We start from the raw sequence: 20,076 nt of genomic DNA, 5'->3' as shown, positions 1-20,076 counted from the left end.
GCTCGGCCGATGCTGGGGCGGTGACCAGCCGTTCCGATGACTCCCCGCCCCTGCCGATCGATCGGCAGGGGCTCATTCATGCGTCGACGGTGCTGCGCGCCGGGCAGCAGGGGCAGCTCGTGCGGGCGGTGCGCGCCGGCGAGCTGCAGCGCGTGCGTCGGGGCGTCTACTCACCGGTCGGCGCCGATCCGCCGCCACGCGGAGCCGACCACCACGTCCTGACCGCGTTCGCCGCGGCCGCACAGCGCGACCACCCGGTCTTCGCGGGCTACACGTCCGCGCTGCTGCACGGCATGCCGGCGGTCGGCGCGGTTCCCTCGCAGGTGACCTTCCTCGCGAGCGGCGCCTCCGGGCGCATCCGCAACGGCGTCATCGAAGTGGGGCGTCGCGACGACACGGTCGTCGAGACGCGGGGCGGCGTCCGACTCACCTCGCTCGCCGACGCGGTGCTCGAGGTCGGCCGTCGTTCGCCGCTCGTGACGGCGCTCGCGATGGTGGATGCGGCGATCGGCCCACGGCTCGTCGGTGATCGGCGTCCCGCCTGCAGGCTCGACGAGCTCGTGGCGATCCTCGAGCGTCGGCGCCCGTTCCGGGGGAGTCTGCGGGTCGCGGCCGTTCTCGCGCGCGCCGACCCCGCGGCCGAGAGTCCGCTCCAGTCGTTGAGCAGACTCCGGTTCGAGGAGTACGGCTTCCCGCCGCCGCTCACGCAGCACGAGCTCGCCCTCGCCGACGGCCGGATCGTTCGGCTCGACTTCGCCTGGCCGGGCCTGGGGGTCTGGGGCGAGGCCGACGGCATCGCCAGGTACGGCGGCGGCCAGCGCACGGCGGCGACCGCCCTCGAAGAGGAACAGCGGGCGGAGGCGATTCGAACGACGACGGGGTGGCGCTGCGTGCGCTGGGGCTGGCAGGACGCGTGGCGGGGCGTGCCGCTCGCTCGCGCCCTGCTCGACGCGGGGCTCACCTCGAGCGGTCGGGCCCGAAGGCGATGAACGGCCGCGGCAGCGCGCGCCGTGCGCGTCAGATCTGCCAGTGCCAGTCGTGCACGCCGCGCGCGGCGTCGGCCGCGGCATTGGAGAGGGGGCGCACGGTGGCCGGCACGCCGACGACCAGCGAGTGCGGCGGGGCGTCCTTCGTGACGACCGCGTTCGCCCCCACGGCGCTCCAGGCGCCGATCGTGATGTCGCCGAGCACCTTCGCCCCCGCGCCGACCGTCACGCCGTCTTCCAAGGTGGGGTGGCGCTTCGTGCCGGGCGGGGTGTTGCGGGGCGCCTTCCCGCCGAGCGTGACGCCGTGGTACAGCATCACGTCGTCGCCGATGACGGTGGTCTCACCGATGACGACGCCCATGCCGTGGTCGATGAAGAAGCGCCGGCCGATCGTCGCACCCGGGTGGATCTCGATCCCGGTCAGGAAGCGCGCCAGCTGCGAGACGAGCCGCGCGAGGAAGCGCCAGCGGCGGCGCCACATCCGGTGCGTCAGCCGGTACGTCCAGATGGCGTGCAGCCCCGAATACACGAGGAAGACCTCGAGACCGCCCCGTGCGGCGGGATCGTGCGCACGGGCGGTCGCGAGGTCTTCCTTCAGGCGCGAGAAGATCGTCACCCGATCAGTCAAGCAGACCTTCGTACAGCACCGTCGACAGGTAGCGCTCGCCGTAGCTCGCGACGATGACGACGATCGTCTTGCCGGCGTTCTCGGGGCGCTTCGCGAGCTCGAGCGCGGCGTAGACCGTCGCCCCCGAGGAGATGCCGCCGAGGATGCCCTCCTCCTGCCCGAGCCGGCGCGCCGTGGCGACGGCCTGGTCGATGTTCACGTCGATGATCTCGTCGTAGACCTCGCGGTCGAGCACCGCGGGCACGAAGTTGGCCCCGATGCCCTGGATCTTGTGCGGGCCGGGCTCGCCGCCGTTCAGGATCGGCGACTCGGCGGGCTCCACGCCCACGATCTTCACCTCGGGCTTGCGCTCCTTCAGCACCTGCCCGGTGCCGGTCAGCGTGCCGCCCGTGCCGATGCCGGAGACGAAGATGTCGACGCCGCCGTCGGTGTCGGCCCAGACCTCCTCGGCCGTCGTCCTGCGGTGGATCTCCACGTTCGCCTCGTTCTCGAACTGGCGCGCGAGGATCGCGCCGGGCGTGGAGGCGGCGATCTCCTCCGCCTTCGAGACGGCGCCGCGCATGCCCTCGGAGCCCGGCGTGAGCACGAGCTCGGCGCCGTAGGCCTTCAGCAGCGCCTTGCGCTCGGCCGACATCGTCTCGGGCATCGCGAGGATGACCCGGTACCCGCGGGCCGCGCCGATGAGGGCGAGCGCGATGCCGGTGTTGCCGCTCGTGCCCTCGACGATCGTCCCGCCGGGCTGCAGCTGGCCGGATGCCTCGGCCGCGTCGACGATGCCGACGCCGAGCCGGTCCTTCACGCTGGCCGAGGGGTTGTAGAACTCGAGCTTCGCGAGCACGGTGGCGCCGGCGCCCTCGGTGAGTCGGTTCAGCCGCACGAGCGGGGTGCCGCCGAACGTCCGGGTGATGTCGTCGTAGATCTTGGCCATCTGGAGCCCCTCTCGGAGAGCAACGGGTCGGGCGCTGCGGAGCGCAACTGGGTCGGGCGCTGCCAGACTACGGCGGGAGCCTCACAGCCGGGTGTGCGTTACATTCCATTGCGTGAGTTCGTTCGACCCGCCCGCCCGTTCCCTGCGTCACCTGCGAGAGGAGACGGTGGCCCGACTCGCGGCCGCGGGCGTTCCCGACCCCGAGGTCGACGCGGAGCTGCTGCTCGGCCACGTCATGGGGCTCAGCCGCGGGGGAGTGCAGGCGAAGCTCGTCGTCGGCGCCGAGGTGCCCGACGCCGAGGTCGCCACGCTCGACGGCCTCGTGGCCCGCCGTGTGCGGCGTGAGCCGCTCCAGCACCTCACGGGGCGTGCCGCGTTCCGCTCGCTCGAGCTGCGCGTCGGGCCGGGCGTCTTCGTCCCGCGCCCCGAGACCGAGCAGGTGACGGAGCTCGCGGTCGAGGCCCTGCGCGCGGTCGCGGCGCCCGAACCGGTCGCCGTCGACCTCGGCAGCGGCAGCGGGGCGATCGCGATCGCCCTGGCCACCGAGGTGCCGCACGCCAGGGTCTACGCGGTGGAGAAGTCGGACGACGCGATCGACTGGACCCGCCGCAACGTCGAGGAGCTCGCGGGGTCGAATCTCACGCTGGTGCACGGGGACCTGGCGGACGCGCTCCCCGAGCTCGACGGCGGGGTCGACCTCGTGATCTCGAACCCGCCCTACGTGCCCGACGAGGCGGTGCCGCGCGACCCCGAGGTGTGGCTGCACGACCCGGCGATGGCGCTCTACGGCGGGGCGGACGGACTCGACGTCGTGCGGGTGCTCTCGCAGCGGGCGCTCCGGCTGCTGCGCCCGGGCGGCCTGCTCGTGATCGAGCACGGCGAGCTGCAGGCGGCGCCGATCGCGGCGCTCCTCGCCGGCGACGGTTGGCGCGGCATCTCGCACCACCGCGACCTCACCGCCCGGGACCGGGCGACGACCGCGCTGCGCTGAGCTCGGCGGTCAGCTCTGCCGCGCGGCCTTCTGCCTCGCCTGCAGCTCCTTCTCCCGGGCGTGCTGTTCGCGTTCGCGGGCCTGCTTGACGGCCTCCCGCTCGCGTTTCCGCGCCTCGCGCAGGGCCTTCTCGGCCTCGCGAACCTTCTGCTCGGCTTCCTTCCTGGCCTTCGCCGCGTCACGCACCTTCGCTTCGCGGGGGGGCACGAGCATCGGGTCCTCCTCGGGGCGGGGCTCGCTCGCGCGCGCGTTCGCGCCTGCCGGCGCGGCGTTCTCCGCCGCGGCGGTGCGGTCGAGGTGGTACTGGAGTCCGTCGAGGATGCGCTCGAGCCCGAAGGTGAAGTCCGCGTCCGCGTCCTCCTCGACCTCCTCGGGCGGCGGCACGTAGCCGCCGGCGGCGAACAGCGGACTGAGTGAGGGGAAGCGCTCGGGCGTCACGAGCTCGGCGAGCGCCGCGAACGCCGCGGAGCCGGAGGCATCCGCCCCGTCCGCTCCCGCCGCGCTGAGATCGCGCTCCTGGGCGCTCGTGGCGCGCACGTAGGCGGTGAGCAGCAGCAGCGCCGACATCTTCTCGCCGTCGCTCAGCGGCAGTTCCCGGACCTCGTGCAGGAACCAGTCGACGATCTGGAGGCTGTTCGGGGTGATCGGCGCGCCCGAGATCGGGATATCCACGAGCCAGGGGTGCTCGCGGTACGTCGAGCGCATGGCGAGCACCCATGCCGTGACCCCGGCGCGCCAGTGCCGCTCGACGGATTCGCTCGGCGGCGTGGGCAGGCTCGCGCCCTCCTGCATCAGCAGGACGAGGTCGTCCTTGCTCGTGACGTAGCGGTACAGCGACATCGTGGTGAAGCCGAGCGCGGTGGCGACCTTGCTCATCGAGACCGCGGCGAGCCCCTCGGCGTCGGCGATCTCGATCGCCGTCTCGACGATGCGCTCGATCGACAGCTCCCGCTTCGGTCCGCGCTGGGGGTGCGCGGCGATGCCCCAGGCCAGCGCCACTCCGCGGGGCAGCTCGGGATCGGTCGGCGGCTCGGGTCGATTCACTCGGCACTCCTCGATTCGGCTTGACCACAGTCTAGAACTGTGTATTACTTAAACAACTGTAGGCGACATAAACAGTTTGCGTAATACGCAGACAATCGACGAAGGGAACCACCCGTGGAACTCGCCATCCAAGCCCGCGGCCTGCGCAAGCGGTACGGCAGCACGGAGGTGCTCGCCGGTCTCGACCTCGCCGTCCCGACGGGCAGCATCTTCGCGCTGCTCGGCCCGAACGGCGCGGGCAAGACGACCACCATCGGCATCCTCACGACGCTCGTCCGAGCGGACGCGGGCGAGGCGACCGTCGTCGGCGCCGACGTCCGCACCGCGCCCGGCGAGGTGCAGCGCCGCATCGCACTGACCGGCCAGTCGGCCGCCGTCGACGGCGAGCTCACCGCGATCGAGAATCTGGTGATGCTCGGGCGGTTGTCCGGGCTGGACCGCAGGCAGGCGCGCGCGAAGGCCGCCGGACTGCTCGCCCGCTTCGAGCTCGAAGGCGCGGCGAAGCGCCGCGTCAGCACGTTCTCGGGCGGGATGCGTCGCCGACTCGACCTCTCGCTGAGCCTCGTCGTCGACGTGCCGGTGCTCTTCCTGGACGAGCCGACGACGGGGCTCGACACCCGCAGCAGGCAGGAGCTCTGGGCCATCATCCGCTCGCTCGCCGACGCCGGCACGACCGTCTTCCTCACCACCCAGTACCTCGAGGAGGCCGACCGGCTCGCCGATCGCATCGCGGTGCTCGACCACGGCGTGATCGCGGCCGAGGGCACCGCGGCCGAGCTCAAGGCGCGGGTCGGCGGCGAGTTCGTCGAGCTCCGCGACGCCGACGGGGATCTCCTGCGCGAGATCCCCACCGACGGCAGCGTGCACGCCCTGCGCGGCGCCATCGACGAACTCGACCGCAGCGAGCTCGGCGCCGTGCCCGGCGCGCGCATCGGCATCCGCCGCCCCAGCCTCGACGACGTCTTCCTCGCGATCACCGCGGGCGGGACACCGGGACGGACCGCGGCGTCGGCGGCCCGGTCGGGCGAGCTGCTCGAGACGAAGTGACCACGTGACGGAGCGAGACCACCTGACGCAGCGAAGCGAAGCGACCACGAAGGGACGACCATGACCACAACCACGACCACCACCACCCCGCCCGCGCGCACCGCGACGGCCGCCGCGCCGCCGCGCGCCCTCCGCCCCCGCATCCGCGGCACCGTCGCCGAGCGCGTCTTCGTGACGCGGAGCCTGCTCCAGGAGCTCCGCGACCCCGAAGCGCTCCTGATGGCCGTCGTGCTGCCGGTGATGCTCATGCTGATGTTCACCTTCATCTTCGGCCAGGCGATCGACCCGAGCGGCGGCTACGTCGACTACGTCGTGCCCGGCATCATCCTGCTGTGCGCGGGCTTCGGCGCCTCCTCGACCGCCGTCTCGGTGTCGCGCGACATGACGACGGGCATCATCGAGCGCTTCCGCACGATGCCGCTGCGCAGCGGAGCCGTGCTCACGGGCCACGTGATCGTGAGCGTCATCCGGAACCTCCTCGCCACCGCCGTCGTCATCGGCGTCGCCCTGCTCGTCGGCTTCCGGCCGAGCGCGACGGCGCTCGACTGGCTCGCGATGTTCGGCGTCGTCGCGCTCTACATCCTCGCGATCACCTACCTGTTCGCGGCGATCGGCCTCGCGGCCTCGAGCCCGGAGGCGGCGAACGGCTACGGCTTCATCCTTTTGTTCCTGCCGTACGTGTCGAGCGCGTTCGTCCCCGTCGAGACCATGCCGGACTGGCTCCGGCCGATCGCGGAGCACCAGCCGATCACCCCGGTGATCGAGACGATCCGCTCGTTCCTCGTCGGCACTCCGCTCGGCAGCTCCGGCTGGATCGCGCTCGCGTGGTGCCTCGGCATCGTGCTCGTCGCGGCCGTCTGGGGTGCCTGGCTGTTCCGGCGCAAGGCCGGCCGCCGCTGAGGCGCCGACACGGCGGATGCCTCGGGCGCGCGTCGCCAGAGGCATCCGCCGCGCCCCGGCCGGACGCCGTCGCCGCTCGTGGGCCCGGACTAGAATCGGCAGGTCATGACTGCCATCTACGACTGCTCGGTCGACTCCCAGCTGCTCACCGGAATGCGCCTCGCGAGGGGCGCGATCGGCCGGGGCGAGCTCGTCGTGCTGCCGACCGACACGGTCTACGGGCTCGCCGCCGACGCCTTCACCCCCGACGCCGTGCAGCGACTGCTCGACGCCAAGGGCCGCGGGCGCACCTCGCCGCCGCCCGTGCTCGTGCCCGGCATCCCCACGCTGGACGCCCTCGCCGCGGAGGTACCCGACGCCGTGCGCGAGCTCGTCGCCGCGTTCTGGCCGGGCGGCCTCACCGTCATCCTGCACGCCCAGCCCTCGCTGCAGTGGGACCTGGGCGAGACGCGGGGCACGGTCGCGCTCCGCATGCCCTCGCACCCGATCGCGCTCGAACTGCTGAGCGAGACGGGCCCCCTCGCGGTCTCCTCGGCGAACCTCTCCGGCCGGCCCAGCGCCACCACCGCCGCGGAGGCCGAGGCCATGCTCGGCGACTCGGTCGCCGTCTACCTCGAGGCGGGGCCGAGCGGCACGGGCTACGAGGCGGTCGGCGAACGGCCGGGCGACCTGTCCTCGACCATCGTCGACGCCACGGCGCTCGCCTCCGGCGGACTCCTGCGCATCGTCCGCGCCGGGGTCATCACCCGCGAGCGCATCGCCGAGGTGGTGGGGGAGGAGCTCCTCGCCCCGATCGCGGAGCCCCCGGCCCCCGCGGCGTCCAGCGAAGCGGATGCCGCGACGACCGCGGACGACGCGACCGAGAGCGCCCCCGACGGGACGGACGCCGCCCGCTCATGACCCTGTTCGTCGCACTCGCGCTCCTCGCCGCGCTCGTCACCTTCGGTTGCGCGGTCGTGGTCTGGCGGCTGAGCCTCAAGTACCGGCTCTACCCGAAGATCCGCGAACGCGACGTCCACACCCGGCCGACCCCGAGGCTCGGCGGCATCGCCATGTTCATCGGCGTGCTCGCCGCGTTCGGCGCCGCCTGGTTCGTGTCCTCGCTCGGCTCGACGCGCTTCGCGAACGTCGCCATCATCTTCCAGAACCCGGGCCAGGTGCTCGCGATCCTCGGTGCGGCCCTGCTCATCGTCCTCATCGGCGTCGCGGACGACCTCTGGGACCTCGACTGGATGACGAAGCTCGCCGGCCAGTTCATCGCCGCCGGCCTCATCACCTGGCAGGGCGTCTCCATCGTCTCGCTGCCGATCGGCGGCATCACCGTCGGCTCCTCCTGGATGTCGGCCGCGGTGACGGTCTTCGCCATCGTGCTCGTGATGAACGCGGTGAACTTCATCGACGGCCTCGACGGGCTCGTGGCGGGTGTCTCGCTCATCGCGAACGGCGTCTTCTTCGTCTACACCTATCTGCTCGTGCAGCAGACCTCGCCGACCAACTACTTCAATCTCGCCTCGATCATCGCCGTCGTGCTCGTCGGCGCCTGCGCGGGCTTCCTGCCGCTGAACTGGCGCCCCGCGAAGCTGTTCATGGGCGACGCCGGTGCGCTCCTCGTGGGCTTGCTGATGGCGACGTCCGCGATCTCGGTCACGGGTCAGCTGAACCCGGGCAGCGTCGGCTTCGAGCAGCTCTTCGCGGCGTTCATCCCGATCCTGCTGCCCTTCATCGTGCTGCTCATCCCGCTGCTCGACTTCGGCCTGGCCATCGTCCGGCGCCTCCGCGCTGGCAAGTCGCCCTTCACGGCCGACCGCAAGCACCTGCACCACCGGCTGCTCGACATGGGCCACAGCCACCTGAACGCCGTGCTCATCTTCTACGGCTGGACGGCCGTGGCGTCGGTCGGCTGCCTCCTCACCTACGTCTTCCCCGTCTACTTCGACCTCGACGTGGTCTGGGCCTTCGTGTTCCTCGGGGTCGGCTTCGTCGTGTGCACCGCGTTGACGCTCGCTCCGCTCGGCCGGCGCAAGCGTCAGACGGTCGCCGCGGAGGAGCGCCCGGTCGAGGGGCCCGTGAACGCCGCCGGGGGAGCGCCCGAGGCGCCGCTCGACGCCGACGGGCTCGACGAACTCGCAGGGACGCCCTCAGTAGAATCGGGCGACCCCGGAACAGGAGCCCGATGAACGACGTCGCCCCCGCAGACCGCACGCCCACCTCGAACCCGGTGCTCCGCCGGGCGCTCACCTGGGGCGGCCTCCTGGCCGCCGTGATCCTGGTGGTGAGCTCGGTGCTCGGCCTCGTCTTCGCCGGGGTGCCCGGTCTCGTGAGCGCCCTCATCGGCACGGTGATGGCCGTCGTGTTCATGGGCATCACCTCGGCGAGCATCCTCCTCGCCAACCGCTACGCGAACAGCGACCTCTTCGTCGGCATCTTCTTCGGCGTCGTCCTCGGCGGCTGGATCGTGAAGTTCATCGTCTTCATCGTGCTCGTCGTCGTCCTGCGCGGCGTCGACTGGCTCGACCCGACGGTGCTCTTCCTCAGCATCGTGGCCGGCGTGCTCGCCTCGCTCGTCGTCGACGTGCTCGTCGTGGCCAAGTCCCGGCTGCCCTACGCGAGCGATGTGGAGCTCCCGAAGGCGCCCACCGAGGACTGATCCCGGCGAAACTCCCGGCCACGGCGAATTCGTCTCGATGTAGAAGTATTGCTAGAGTAGACGGCGATCCCCTACGGTTTGCGCCGCTCGCGCGTGTGCGAAACCGTATCCGATGTTCGTCGTCGCGAGAGCCCCGCTCCACGCCCCGAAACAGGAGAACGCGCTGCTAGCACACGCTGTGAACCTGCTGGTTCCGATGTCAACCGATGATGGTGAATTCCACGGCCCGTCGATCGGCGAATTCTTCCCGGGCCCGCTCCTGTTCGAGGACACGCCCTTCGAGATCAACCGCATCATGCTGGTGCGCTTCGTCGCCGTCGCCGCGCTCCTCCTGCTCTTCTGGCTCGGCACCCGGCGCATGCGCGTCGTCCCCGGTCGCTTCCAGAGCGTCGTCGAGATGGGCCTCGACGTCGTCCGCGTGAACATCGCCGAAGATCTCCTCGGCAAGAAGGACGGCAAGCGCTTCCTGCCGATCCTCACCACCATGTTCTTCATGGTGCTGTTCATGAACATCACGGGCATCATCCCGTTCCTGAACATCGCCGGCACCTCCGTCATCGGCGTGCCGCTGGTCCTCGCGATCGTCTCGTACATCACCTTCATCTACGCCGGTGTGCGCAAGAGCCCGAAGAACTTCTTCAAGAACGCGCTCTTCCCCGCGGGTGTCCCGTGGCCGGTGTACATCATCGTCACGCCGATCGAGTTCATCTCGACCTTCATCATCCGTCCCGTCACGCTGACGCTGCGACTCATGATGAACCTGATCGTCGGCCACCTCCTGCTCGTGCTCTTCTTCTCGGCCACGCAGTTCTTCTTCTTCACGGCGCCCGGGCTGTTCAAGCTCCTGGGCGTGGGCAGCCTCGCCTTCGGCCTGGCGTTCACCCTCTTCGAGATCCTCGTCGCCGTGCTGCAGGCATACGTCTTCGCTCTTCTCACCGCGGTCTACATCCAGCTCGCGGTCGCGGAAGAGCACTGAGCCGGGCAACCGCCCACACCAATCCCTAAGAAAGGAAACCCCAACGTGGACGCAACCACCGTTCTCGCTGAGATCAACGGCAACATCGCGACGGTCGGCTACGGCCTCGCTGCCATCGGCCCGGCCATCGGCGTGGGCATCGTCGTCGGCAAGACGATCGAGGGCGTGGCCCGCCAGCCCGAGCTCGCCGGCCGCCTGCAGGTGCTGATGTGGATCGGTATCGCCTTCACCGAGGCGCTGGCCTTCATCGGTATCGCCACCTACTTCATCTTCACCAACTAGTCCCCTTCCGCAGCGAGTTAGGAGGCCACTGTGCTTCACGCAGTACTCAAGGCTGCGACGGAGGAGTCGACGCAGAACCCGGTGATCCCGGAGTGGTACGACATCATCTGGTCGTCCGTCTGCTTCGTCATCATCCTCGTCTTCTTCTGGAAGTACGTGCTGCCGCGCGTCCAGAAGATGCTCGACGAGCGCGCCGAGGCCATCGAAGGCAACATCGCGAAGGCCGATGAGGCTCAGCGCAAGGCCGAAGCGGCCCTCGAGGAGTACACCGCTCAGCTCGCCGACGCGCGCGCCGAAGCCGGTCGTATCCGCGAGACCGCCCGCGAGGACGGCAAGCAGATCGTCGCCGAGGCCAAGGACACCGCGGTCGCCGAGGCCGCTCGCGTCACCGCGAGCGCGCAGGCGCAGATCGAGGCCGAGCGCCAGTCCGCGCTCGTCTCGCTGCGCAGCGAGGTCGGCACCATCGCCATCGACCTCGCCTCGGGCGTGGTCGGCGAGACGCTGTCCGACGACGCGAAGGCGAAGGCGGTCGTCGACCGCTTCCTCGCCGATCTCGAGGCCGACACGGCCACCGCCGGAGGGAAGAACTAGCCCATGGGGAGCGCCACGACCCAGGCCCTGGCCGCCACGCGCACCGCACTCGGTGCGCTCGGCCCGGCCGAGCTGTCGGTCGCGAGCGAACTGCTCGCCGCCGTTCGCGTGATCGGTGCCACGCCGCAGCTGCGCACCGCACTCACCGACAACGAGGCGGATGCCGCGCAGAAGCGCGCGCTCGTCGAGTCGGTCTTCGGCGGCAAGATCTCGGCCGGCGCGGCCTCGCTCCTCGTGAGCGCCGCGTCGAGCCGCTGGTCGAGCGCCGCGGACTTCCTGGCGGGTGCCGAGGAGCTCGGCATCCGGGTCGCAGCCCGTGCGTCCGGCGACGCCGAGGTCGACGCCGAGCTGTTCGCCTTCGACCGCACGGTCGCCGGCGACTCCGAGCTCGAGCTCGCGCTCGGCTCGAAGCTCGGCGGCCCCGAGCCGAAGGCGGCGCTCGTCGACCGTCTGCTCAGCGGCAAGGCCTCGCCCGCCACGGTCGCCATCGTGCGTCACCTGGTGCAGCAGCCCCGCGGCCGCCGCATCGGCGAGATGCTCCGGGGCGCCGCGTCCGTGGTCGCCGACGAGCGCGGCTTCGAGGTCGCGACCGTGACGACCGCCGTCCCGCTCACCGCCGAGCAGCTCGCCCGGCTCGAGCGCGGCCTCGCCGCACAGGCCGGCCGTGCCATCCGCTTCGACACCATCGTCGACCCCGCCGTCGTCGGCGGAGTCCGCGTGCAGATCGGCGACGAGGTCATCGACGGCAGCGTCGCCAGCCGCCTCAACGAGCTGCGGCAGAAGCTTGCCGGCTGACGCCGGACGACAACGACCGGCGTCCCGCGCCGCGACACATCAGTAGCTGTACCGCGGTACAGGCCAGCCCAGGAAAAGGAAAAGGCAATGGCAGAACTCTCCATCAGCCCCGATGAGATCCGTTCGGCTCTCTCGGAGTTCGCTCAGGCGTACGAGCCTGGCGCGGCGCAGAAGACCGAGGTCGGGTACGTGACCGACGCGGCCGACGGCATCGCCCACGTCGAGGGCCTGCCCTCGGTCATGGCGAACGAGCTCGTCCGCTTCGCCGACGGCACCCTGGGTCTGGCGCAGAACCTCGACGAGGACGAGATCGGTGTCGTCGTGCTCGGCGAGTTCACCGGCATCGAGGAGGGCATGGAGGTCACCCGCACGGGCGAGGTCCTCTCCGTCCCGGTGGGCGAGGGCTTCCTCGGCCGCGTCGTCGACCCGCTCGGCAACCCGATCGACGGCCTCGGCGAGATCACGGGCATCGAGGGCCGTCGCGCCCTCGAGCTCCAGGCGCCCGGCGTCATGCAGCGCAAGAGCGTGCACGAGCCGATGCAGACCGGCATCAAGGCGATCGACGCCATGATCCCCGTCGGCCGCGGCCAGCGCCAGCTGATCATCGGCGACCGCCAGACCGGCAAGACCGCCATCGCGATCGACACGATCATCAATCAGAAGGCGAACTGGGAGTCGGGCGACCCGACCAAGCAGGTCCGCTGCATCTACGTCGCGATCGGCCAGAAGGGCTCGACCATCGCGAGCGTGAAGGGCGCCCTCGAGGACGCCGGCGCGATGGAGTACACCACCATCGTCGCCGCGCCGGCCTCCGACCCGGCGGGCTTCAAGTACCTCGCGCCGTACACCGGCTCGGCCATCGGCCAGCAGTGGATGTACGCCGGCAAGCACGTCCTCATCGTGTTCGACGACCTGTCGAAGCAGGCCGAGGCCTACCGCGCCGTGTCGCTCCTCCTCCGCCGTCCGCCGGGCCGCGAGGCCTACCCGGGCGACGTGTTCTACCTGCACTCGCGCCTGCTCGAGCGTTGCGCCAAGCTCTCCGACGAGCTCGGCGCCGGCTCGATGACCGGTCTGCCGATCATCGAGACCAAGGCGAACGACGTCTCGGCGTACATCCCGACCAACGTGATCTCGATCACCGACGGCCAGATCTTCCTGCAGTCCGACCTCTTCAACGCGAACCAGCGTCCGGCGGTCGACGTGGGCATCTCGGTCTCGCGAGTCGGCGGTGACGCGCAGGTCAAGTCGATCAAGTCGGTCTCCGGCACGCTCAAGCTCGAGCTGGCCCAGTACCGCTCGCTCGAGGCCTTCGCGATGTTCGCGTCCGACCTCGACGCGGCGAGCCGTCGTCAGCTCGCCCGCGGTGCGCGCCTGACCGAGCTGCTGAAGCAGCCGCAGTACTCGCCGTACCCCGTCGAGGACCAGGTCGTCTCGATCTGGGCCGGCACCAAGGGCCACCTGGACGAGGTCCCGGTCGAGGACATCCTGCGCTTCGAGTCGGAGTTCCTCGACTACCTGCGCCGCAACTCGGACGCCCTCACGGTGCTCCGCGAGTCCAACAAGCTCGAGGACGAGACCATCGCCAAGCTCGAGTCGGCGATCTCGACCTTCAAGAGCGAGTTCCAGACCGGTGAGGGCAAGCCCCTCGCCTCGGTCGGCAGCGAGCAGTTCGAGGCTATCGCCGAGGAAGACGTCAACCAGGAGAAGATCGTCAAGGGTCGCCGCTGAGGCATCCGGCGATCTAGCCAGGTCACCAGGGATACAGGAGAGACATGGGAGCGCAACTTCGGGTCTACCGGCAGAAGATCAAGTCTGCCCAGACGACGAAGAAGATCACCAAGGCGATGGAGCTCATCGCCGCCTCGCGCATCCAGAAGGCGCAGGCCCGAGTGACGGCGTCGACGCCGTACTCGCGGGCCATCACCCGTGCCGTCTCGGCCGTGGCGACGTACTCCAACGTCGACCACGTGCTGACGACCGAGCCCGAGAAGATCGAGCGTGCGGCCGTCGTGATCCTCACGAGCGACCGCGGCCTCGCCGGCGCCTTCAATTCGCAGGTCCTGCGTGAGGCGGAGGAGCTCGCCGAGCTCCTCCGCTCGCAGGGCAAAGAGGTGGTGTACTTCCTCGTCGGACGCAAGGCGGTCGGATACTTCCAGTTCCGCCACCGCGGGTTCGAGCAGCAGTGGACCGGCAGCTCGGAGAACCCCGAGTTCGAGCTGGCGAAGCAGATCGCCGACGCCGTGCTCGAGGCCTTCCTCCGGGACGCCTCCGACGGCGGCGTCGACGAGATCCACGTCGTCTACAACACCTTCGTGAGCATGATGACGCAGACCCCCACGGTCGTGCGCCTGCTGCCGCTCGAGGTGGTCGAGGGCGTCGAGGAGCCGGATGCCACGGTGCAGCCGCTCTACGAGTTCGAGCCCGACGTCGAGACGGTGCTCGACGCGCTGCTTCCGGTGTACATCGAGAGCCGCATCTTCAACGCCCTCCTGCAGTCGGCTGCCGCCAAGCACGCCGCGACGCAGAAGGCGATGAAGTCGGCCTCCGACAACGCCGACAAGCTGATCACCGACTACACCCGCCTCGCGAACAACGCTCGCCAGGCCGAGATCACGCAGCAGATCTCCGAGATCGTGGGCGGCGCGGACGCGCTCGTCGTCGCCAAGTAGCAATCCAGAAAGAGTGAGCAGAATGACTGACACCATCGACATGGTCGCTGACCAGGCCGTCGCGGTCGGCCGGATCGCCCGCGTGACGGGCCCGGTCGTCGACATCGAGTTCCCGCACGACTCGATCCCCGACATCTACAACGCCCTGACCACGCAGGTCACCATCGGCGGCGAGACCTCGACCCTGACGCTCGAGGTCGCCCAGCACCTCGGCGACGACGTCGTCCGCGCGATCGCCCTGAAGCCGACCGACGGCCTCGTCCGCGGCCAGGAGGTCAAGGACACCGGCGCGCCGATCTCGGTGCCCGTCGGCGACGTCACCAAGGGCAAGGTCTTCAACGTGATCGGCGAGGTGCTGAACCTCGAGCCCGGGCAGACCATCGAGGTCACCGAGCGCTGGCCGATCCACCGCAAGCCCCCGGCCTTCGACCAGCTCGAGTCGAAGACGCAGCTCTTCGAGACCGGCATCAAGTCGATCGACCTCCTCACCCCGTACGTGCAGGGTGGAAAGATCGGCCTGTTCGGTGGTGCGGGCGTCGGCAAGACGGTCCTCATCCAGGAGATGATCCAGCGCGTCGCGCAGGACCACGGTGGCGTCTCGGTGTTCGCCGGTGTCGGCGAGCGCACCCGTGAGGGCAACGACCTCATCCACGAGATGGAGGAGGCGGGCGTCTTCGACAAGACCGCCCTCGTCTTCGGCCAGATGGACGAGCCGCCGGGCACGCGTCTCCGCGTCGCGCTGTCGGCGCTGACGATGGCCGAGTACTTCCGTGATGTCCAGAAGCAGGACGTGCTCCTCTTCATCGACAACATCTTCCGCTTCACGCAGGCGGGCTCGGAGGTCTCCACGCTGCTCGGCCGCATGCCGTCCGCGGTGGGGTACCAGCCCAACCTGGCCGACGAGATGGGTATCCTCCAGGAGCGCATCACCTCGACCCGTGGCCACTCGATCACCTCGCTGCAGGCGATCTACGTGCCGGCCGACGACTACACCGACCCGGCCCCGGCCACCACGTTCGCGCACCTCGACGCGACCACCGAGCTCTCGCGTGAGATCGCCTCGAAGGGTCTGTACCCGGCGATCGACCCGCTGACCTCGACGTCGCGCATCATGGACCCGCGGTACCTGGGCGCCGACCACTACCGCGTCGCCACTACGGTGAAGCAGATCCTCCAGAAGAACAAGGAGCTCCAGGAGATCATCGCGATCCTCGGTGTCGACGAGCTCTCCGAGGAAGACAAGATCACCGTGGCCCGCGCGCGCCGCATCCAGCAGTTCCTCTCGCAGAACACCTACATGGCGAAGAAGTTCACGGGTGTCGAGGGCTCGACGGTTCCGCTGAAGGACACCATCGAGTCGTTCGACGCTATCGCCCGCGGTGACTTCGACCACGTCGCCGAGCAGGCCTTCTTCAACGTCGGCCCGATCTCGGACGTGGAAGAGAAGTGGGCGCAGATCCAGAAGGAGAACGGCTGATCATGGCCGCCCTCAACGTGAGCGTCGTCTCGGCCGACCAGGAAGTCTGGTCGGGCGAGGCGGCGATGGTGGTCGCGAAGACCGTCGAAGGCGAGATCGGCATCCTGCCGGGTCACGAGCCCATGCTCGCGATCCTCGCCGGCGGCGAGGTCCGCGTGACGCTGGACGGAGGGGAGAAGCTCACCGCGAACGCGGAGGAGGGCTTCCTCTCGGTGCAGCAGAACTCGGTTCAGATCGTGGCGTCTCGCGCCGCGCTCGTCTGAGCGATCCACCCAGCTGAGAAGGAGTTCGCGGATGCCTGGGGAGCAGCCGTTCGACCGCCAGTTCGGTGACCTCGCGGTCACCCAGCTCATCGTCATGGCGGGGCTGCCGGGCGCGGGGAAGTCGACGATCGGTGAGATCGTCGGCGCCCGCCTCGGCGCCACCGTCGTGTCGGTCGATCCGATCGAGTCAGCCGTGCTTCGTGCCGGCATCGATGCGGATCAGCCCACCGGCCTCGCCGCGTATCTCGTCGCCGAGGAGATCGCGCGCAAGGAGCTCGAAGCCGGCCGCACCGTGATCGTCGACGCGGTGAATGCCGCAGAGGCCGCGCGGCTGCAGTGGCGCGATCTCGCCGAGCGCACCGACGCCCGGCTCCGGGTCATCGAGGTCGTCTGCTCGGACGAGGGCGTGCACCGCTCCCGCCTCGAGAAGCGCGAGCGGAATCTCCCGCACCTCGACGAGACCACGTGGCGCGCCGTGGAGCAGAGCCTCGAGGGCTACGCCGCCTGGAACGGCCCGTCGGCGGCCCTCCCGCGCGTGACGATCGACTCGGTCCGCTCCCTCGGCGAGAACGTCGACGCGGTGCTCGCGTTCATCGCCTCGTAGTGCTGCTCGTCCTTCCGCCCTCGGAGACGAAGCGCACCGGGGGAGCGCTGCCGCCGCTTCGTCTCGACGCGCTGTCGTACCCCTCGCTCGAGCGGATCCGCGCCGAGCTCGTGGCGGCTGTGGTGGAACTCGCCGCCGATCAGGATGCCGCGATGCGCGCCCTGAAGCTCGGACCGCGTTCGGCGGCCGAGGTCGAGCACGACCGACGGCTCGCGACGTCGCCGACGATGCCGGCCCTCGACCGCTACACGGGCGTGCTGTACGACGCCCTCGACGCGCCGAGTCTCGACGCCGGTGCGCGCGCCTACGCCGGTCGGCACGTCGTCGTGCACTCGGCGTTGTTCGGACTCGTGGGGGCGCTCGATCCGATCCCTGCGTACCGGCTGTCGCACGATTCACGGGTGCCCGGCCGCCGTTTGAAGCAGCTCTGGCGGGAGCCGATCGCAACTGCGCTCGCCGCGCATGACGGGCTCGTCGTCGACCTTCGCTCCGAGGGCTACGTCGAACTCGGCCCGGCACCGCCCGGTTCCGTGTTCGTGCGCGTCGTCGCCGTCGACGGTGACGGCCGAAAGCGCGCCCTCAATCATTTCAACAAGCGCGCGAAGGGGGAGTTCACCCGTGCGCTGCTCACCGCACGTCCGGAGCCCCTCGACGACGTCGACGCGCTGATCGCCTGGGCACGGTCTGCTGGGTTCGAGCTCAGCCTCGGCGCCGGCGCCGCGGCCGGGAGCGCGACCGCAGAGCCGGCCGTGCGCGAGCTGGAGCTGCTCGCGGCCTAGCGGCGCGCGGTCCGGGCCGCAGCGTTTTCCGGCGGATCAGCTCCCCGGCTCGCTCGCCTGGCTCGGGGAACGGAAGCATCCCGCGAGGTGATCGTCGACCATGCCCGCGGCCTGCATGAGCGCGTACATCGTCGTCGGGCCGACGAAGCGGAAGTCGAGCCGGCGGAGTTCCTTGCTCATCGCCGTCGACTCGGGCGTCGTCGCGGGGACGTCGGCGAAGCTCGCGAACGGCGCGTCGCGGGGCGGCGGTGCGAACGACCAGAGCAGCTCGTCGATCGGGGTGTCGAGGGCGAGCGTCGCTCGAGCGTTCTGGATCGTGGCCTCGATCTTGCCGCGATGCCTGATGATCCGCGCGTCACCGAGCAGTCGCTCGACGTCGTGCTCGTCCATCTCGGCGACTCGGACGGGATCGAAACCGTGGAAGACCTCCCGGAACACCGGGCGGCGTCGCAGGATCGTGATCCACGAGAGCCCGGCCTGGAAGCCTTCGAGGCAGAGCTTCTCGAACAGCCGCACGGGGTCTCGCATCGGCGTGCCCCACTCCTCGTCGTGGTAGCGGGAGTACTCGGCGTCGCCCGCGCCCCAGGCGCAGCGGGTGATTCCGTCGTCACCGACGACGAGGTCGGGGCGTGCAACGCTCACGCGGCGAAGCCGATCTGCTCGTGCCCGAGCAGCCAGAGCTTGGTGGAGATGCCCTGTCCGCCCGAGTAGCCGGTGATGCGCCCGTCGGAGGCCAGCACCCGATGGCACCCGATCACGATCGGGATCGGGTTGGCGCCGACCGCACCACCGATCGCTCGCGCGGAACCCGGGCGGCCGACGGCCTGGGCCAGGGCGCCGTACGAGGTCGCCTCGCCCCAGTGCAACCGCGCGAGCTCGGCCCACACGGCGCGCTGGAAGTCGCTGCCGCCCGTAGGTCGCACCGGAAGTTCGAAGTCGGTGCGCGTACCGGCGAAGTACTCGGACAGCTGCTCGCGGGCGAGCTCGAGGACGGGGTTCGGACGCTCGGGCTCGTCGTCGTGGGGCAACGAGCCGTCGGCGTCCTCGATCGTCAACGCGACGAGGTGCTCGTCGTCGCCGAGGAGCTCGATGCGCCCGATGGGGGAATCGATACGGAGGAGGAAGACGTTGCTCATGTTTCGAGCGTAGCTGCGGCCACCGACGGCGGCTCGCGGGAATCGGACACCTGTGGAAGCGCGCATGAAGTCGGCGGATGTGGGGGAGAAGCGTCGGATCGAGTCTCGGAGCATCGAGGCATCCGTCCTCCCCATTCCGCGGTACGAACCCGCGCTCCACAGAAGCTGCTCGGCGGGGGAGGAGCCCCTCGCCCGGCGCAGAGGCTTTGGCGCATGACGAAACAGATCACCGTCCGCGCCGTCGGCGGACACGAGTTCCTCGCCCTCCTTCCACAGCTGGCCGGCACCTCGCTCCGTCGTTCGCTCGTGTGCGTGGCCTTCCGCGGCAGCACCGTCATCGGGGTTCTGCGGCACGACCTCCCGCGACGCATGGCGGATCATCCCGTGCTCGTGGCGGCCGTGGTCGGCGCCGTGTGCCGCATCGAGCAGGCCGAGGGCGTGATCGTGACCGTCTACACCGACCGCGAGTATCCACGGTCGGCGGCCGCAGCCGAACGGCGCCTGATCGAGCGGGCGAGCGCACGGCTCGAGGACGCGGGCTTCGAGGTTCGCGACGGATTCATCGTGGCGTCGACCGGCTGGGGCTCCGTCGTCGATCCGACGGTCCCGGTGCGCGGGCGCGAGCTCGAGCTCATCGACGCGGCGGCGGCCGAGCTCCCGGTGCTCGCCGAGCTCGCCGAGGAACCGCCTCCGCCGAGCTCGGACCGCGCTCGAGCTGCTCGGCTGCGTCGGCGCCTCGTCGCCCTGCGCGAGCACGGCTCGATCGAGTGGCTCCAGCGCGAGCTCGGCGGGCAGATCGATCCGATCGAGCTCGTGGAGCGGGTGCTGCTCGAGCCGGCGGCGACCGCGGCGCAGGGGGCCTGGTTCGCCGAGCTCTCCGCATCAGCGGTGTTCCGAGACGCGATCGTGCTGCAGATCGCGTTCGGCACCTCGGTCGGCGAGATCGCGCTCCAGGGCGTCGCCGGCTTCTCGCCGACCGGTGACGATGCGGCCGACGCGTCGCTGCGCGATGCATCGGGAGGATCCGAGGAGTTCGTCACCGAGCTGTATCTCGGCCGCACGAGGCTCAGGCCGGAGACGAAGCGAGTCGAGGCCGGAATCGAATTCGTCGAGCGGCTCCTCGTCGACCTGCCACGGAGCTACCGGCCGGGGGTGCATTGCGTCGCCGGCTGGCTGCACTGGGCCCTCGGGCGGGGGAGCCGTGCCGGTTCGCACCTCGACCGCGCGCTCGAGATCGATCCCGATCACGCGATGGCACGGCTGCTCGACACCTACCTCGGTTCGGGGGCGCTCCCCGAGTGGGCCTTCGTGCGCCAGGACGAGCGTCGCGAGC

General features: G+C 70.3%; 23 protein-coding genes. 18 read left to right on the top strand and 5 right to left on the bottom strand.

From position 1 onward, the window contains the following. Nucleotides 1-20 precede the first annotated feature (20 nt). Nucleotides 21-989 (top strand): hypothetical protein, encoded by a 969-nt coding sequence (locus IEY71_RS15055; RefSeq protein WP_189086175.1) that lies wholly within the window; start codon nt 21-23, stop codon nt 987-989. Nucleotides 990-1,017: 28 nt separating this feature from the next. Here the strand turns inward: IEY71_RS15055 and epsC are convergent, their stop codons facing one another. Both epsC and cysK read right to left on the bottom strand, forming a co-directional pair. Continuing rightward, nucleotides 1,018-1,602, bottom strand: a complete 585-nt coding sequence (gene epsC, locus IEY71_RS15050) for a serine O-acetyltransferase EpsC (RefSeq protein ID WP_189086174.1) — start codon at nt 1,600-1,602, stop codon at nt 1,018-1,020. A gap of 4 nt (nt 1,603-1,606) precedes the next feature. Beyond that, nucleotides 1,607-2,542, bottom strand: a complete 936-nt coding sequence (cysK, locus tag IEY71_RS15045; protein ID WP_189086173.1) for a cysteine synthase A — start codon at nt 2,540-2,542, stop codon at nt 1,607-1,609. A 112-nt stretch (nt 2,543-2,654) separates the two neighbouring features. Here cysK and prmC point away from each other — a divergent pair, with 112 nt between their 5' ends. Next, nucleotides 2,655-3,533 (top strand): peptide chain release factor N(5)-glutamine methyltransferase, encoded by an 879-nt coding sequence (gene prmC, locus IEY71_RS15040; protein ID WP_189086172.1) that lies wholly within the window; start codon nt 2,655-2,657, stop codon nt 3,531-3,533. Between the two features lie 9 nt (nt 3,534-3,542). Here the strand turns inward: prmC and IEY71_RS15035 are convergent, their stop codons facing one another. Then, nucleotides 3,543-4,577 carry a TetR/AcrR family transcriptional regulator C-terminal domain-containing protein gene (locus tag IEY71_RS15035; RefSeq protein ID WP_189086171.1) on the bottom strand — a complete coding sequence of 345 codons (1,035 nt, stop codon included), beginning with the start codon at nt 4,575-4,577 and terminating at the stop codon, nt 3,543-3,545. Nucleotides 4,578-4,691: 114 nt separating this feature from the next. Here IEY71_RS15035 and IEY71_RS15030 point away from each other — a divergent pair, with 114 nt between their 5' ends. From IEY71_RS15030 to IEY71_RS14960, 15 genes are all read left to right on the top strand, one after another. Beyond that, on the top strand, nt 4,692-5,624 hold the full coding sequence (locus tag IEY71_RS15030; RefSeq protein ID WP_189086170.1) for an ATP-binding cassette domain-containing protein: 933 nt from the start codon (nt 4,692-4,694) through the stop codon (nt 5,622-5,624). 60 nt (nt 5,625-5,684) lie between these two features. Beyond that, a complete protein-coding gene (locus IEY71_RS15025) occupies nt 5,685-6,524 on the top strand; it encodes an ABC transporter permease (protein ID WP_189086169.1) in 840 nt (279 codons plus the stop codon). A 105-nt stretch (nt 6,525-6,629) separates the two neighbouring features. After that, complete coding sequence (locus tag IEY71_RS15020; RefSeq protein WP_189086168.1) at nt 6,630-7,424, top strand: L-threonylcarbamoyladenylate synthase; 795 nt, start codon at nt 6,630-6,632, stop codon at nt 7,422-7,424. Further along, nucleotides 7,421-8,701: an MraY family glycosyltransferase gene (locus IEY71_RS15015; RefSeq protein WP_189086167.1), complete on the top strand. Its 1,281-nt coding sequence runs from the start codon at nt 7,421-7,423 to the stop codon at nt 8,699-8,701. Before IEY71_RS15020 ends, IEY71_RS15015 begins: the two co-directional genes overlap by 4 nt. Further along, on the top strand, nt 8,698-9,171 hold the full coding sequence (locus IEY71_RS15010; protein WP_189086166.1) for a Cg1360 family ATP-synthase-associated protein: 474 nt from the start codon (nt 8,698-8,700) through the stop codon (nt 9,169-9,171). Before IEY71_RS15015 ends, IEY71_RS15010 begins: the two co-directional genes overlap by 4 nt. A 196-nt stretch (nt 9,172-9,367) precedes the next feature. Further along, nucleotides 9,368-10,147 (top strand): F0F1 ATP synthase subunit A, encoded by a 780-nt coding sequence (atpB, locus tag IEY71_RS15005; RefSeq protein ID WP_229781782.1) that lies wholly within the window; start codon nt 9,368-9,370, stop codon nt 10,145-10,147. 45 nt (nt 10,148-10,192) lie between these two features. Next, on the top strand, nt 10,193-10,429 hold the full coding sequence (atpE, locus tag IEY71_RS15000) for an ATP synthase F0 subunit C (RefSeq protein ID WP_108390493.1): 237 nt from the start codon (nt 10,193-10,195) through the stop codon (nt 10,427-10,429). A gap of 30 nt (nt 10,430-10,459) precedes the next feature. After that, a complete protein-coding gene (locus tag IEY71_RS14995; protein ID WP_189086164.1) occupies nt 10,460-11,020 on the top strand; it encodes a F0F1 ATP synthase subunit B in 561 nt (186 codons plus the stop codon). Between the two features lie 3 nt (nt 11,021-11,023). Next, nucleotides 11,024-11,815: a F0F1 ATP synthase subunit delta gene (locus IEY71_RS14990; protein ID WP_189086163.1), complete on the top strand. Its 792-nt coding sequence runs from the start codon at nt 11,024-11,026 to the stop codon at nt 11,813-11,815. Between the two features lie 87 nt (nt 11,816-11,902). Next, nucleotides 11,903-13,543, top strand: a complete 1,641-nt coding sequence (gene atpA, locus IEY71_RS14985) for a F0F1 ATP synthase subunit alpha (RefSeq protein ID WP_189086162.1) — start codon at nt 11,903-11,905, stop codon at nt 13,541-13,543. A 44-nt stretch (nt 13,544-13,587) separates the two neighbouring features. Next, entirely contained in the window at nt 13,588-14,484 is an 897-nt protein-coding gene (locus IEY71_RS14980) for a F0F1 ATP synthase subunit gamma (protein ID WP_189086161.1), read from the top strand. 22 nt (nt 14,485-14,506) lie between these two features. Next, nucleotides 14,507-15,961 (top strand): F0F1 ATP synthase subunit beta, encoded by a 1,455-nt coding sequence (atpD, locus tag IEY71_RS14975; protein WP_189086160.1) that lies wholly within the window; start codon nt 14,507-14,509, stop codon nt 15,959-15,961. Between the two features lie 2 nt (nt 15,962-15,963). Continuing rightward, nucleotides 15,964-16,224 (top strand): F0F1 ATP synthase subunit epsilon, encoded by a 261-nt coding sequence (locus IEY71_RS14970; RefSeq protein WP_189086159.1) that lies wholly within the window; start codon nt 15,964-15,966, stop codon nt 16,222-16,224. A 31-nt stretch (nt 16,225-16,255) separates the two neighbouring features. Beyond that, on the top strand, nt 16,256-16,828 hold the full coding sequence (locus IEY71_RS14965) for a P-loop nucleotide/nucleoside kinase family protein (RefSeq protein WP_189086158.1): 573 nt from the start codon (nt 16,256-16,258) through the stop codon (nt 16,826-16,828). Continuing rightward, entirely contained in the window at nt 16,828-17,607 is a 780-nt protein-coding gene (locus IEY71_RS14960) for a YaaA family protein (RefSeq protein WP_189086157.1), read from the top strand. The genes IEY71_RS14965 and IEY71_RS14960 overlap by 1 nt, the downstream gene beginning before the upstream one ends. 36 nt (nt 17,608-17,643) lie before the next feature. Here IEY71_RS14960 and IEY71_RS14955 read toward each other — a convergent pair whose 3' ends face one another. Next, nucleotides 17,644-18,249, bottom strand: a complete 606-nt coding sequence (locus IEY71_RS14955; RefSeq protein ID WP_189086156.1) for a DNA-3-methyladenine glycosylase I — start codon at nt 18,247-18,249, stop codon at nt 17,644-17,646. After that, nucleotides 18,246-18,743 (bottom strand): methylated-DNA--[protein]-cysteine S-methyltransferase, encoded by a 498-nt coding sequence (locus tag IEY71_RS14950; RefSeq protein WP_189086155.1) that lies wholly within the window; start codon nt 18,741-18,743, stop codon nt 18,246-18,248. The genes IEY71_RS14955 and IEY71_RS14950 overlap by 4 nt, the downstream gene beginning before the upstream one ends. A gap of 213 nt (nt 18,744-18,956) precedes the next feature. Here IEY71_RS14950 and IEY71_RS14945 point away from each other — a divergent pair. Continuing rightward, nucleotides 18,957-20,076: DUF4192 family protein (locus IEY71_RS14945; protein ID WP_189086154.1), on the top strand; the 1,120-nt coding region annotated here is incomplete at its 3' end.

The sequence above is a fragment of the Agromyces mediolanus genome, from assembly GCF_014648575.1.
Lineage (GTDB): Bacteria > Actinomycetota > Actinomycetes > Actinomycetales > Microbacteriaceae > Agromyces > Agromyces mediolanus.
The sequence above is the reverse complement of the archived record's forward strand: the minus strand, read 5'-3'. Positions and strand labels throughout refer to the sequence as shown.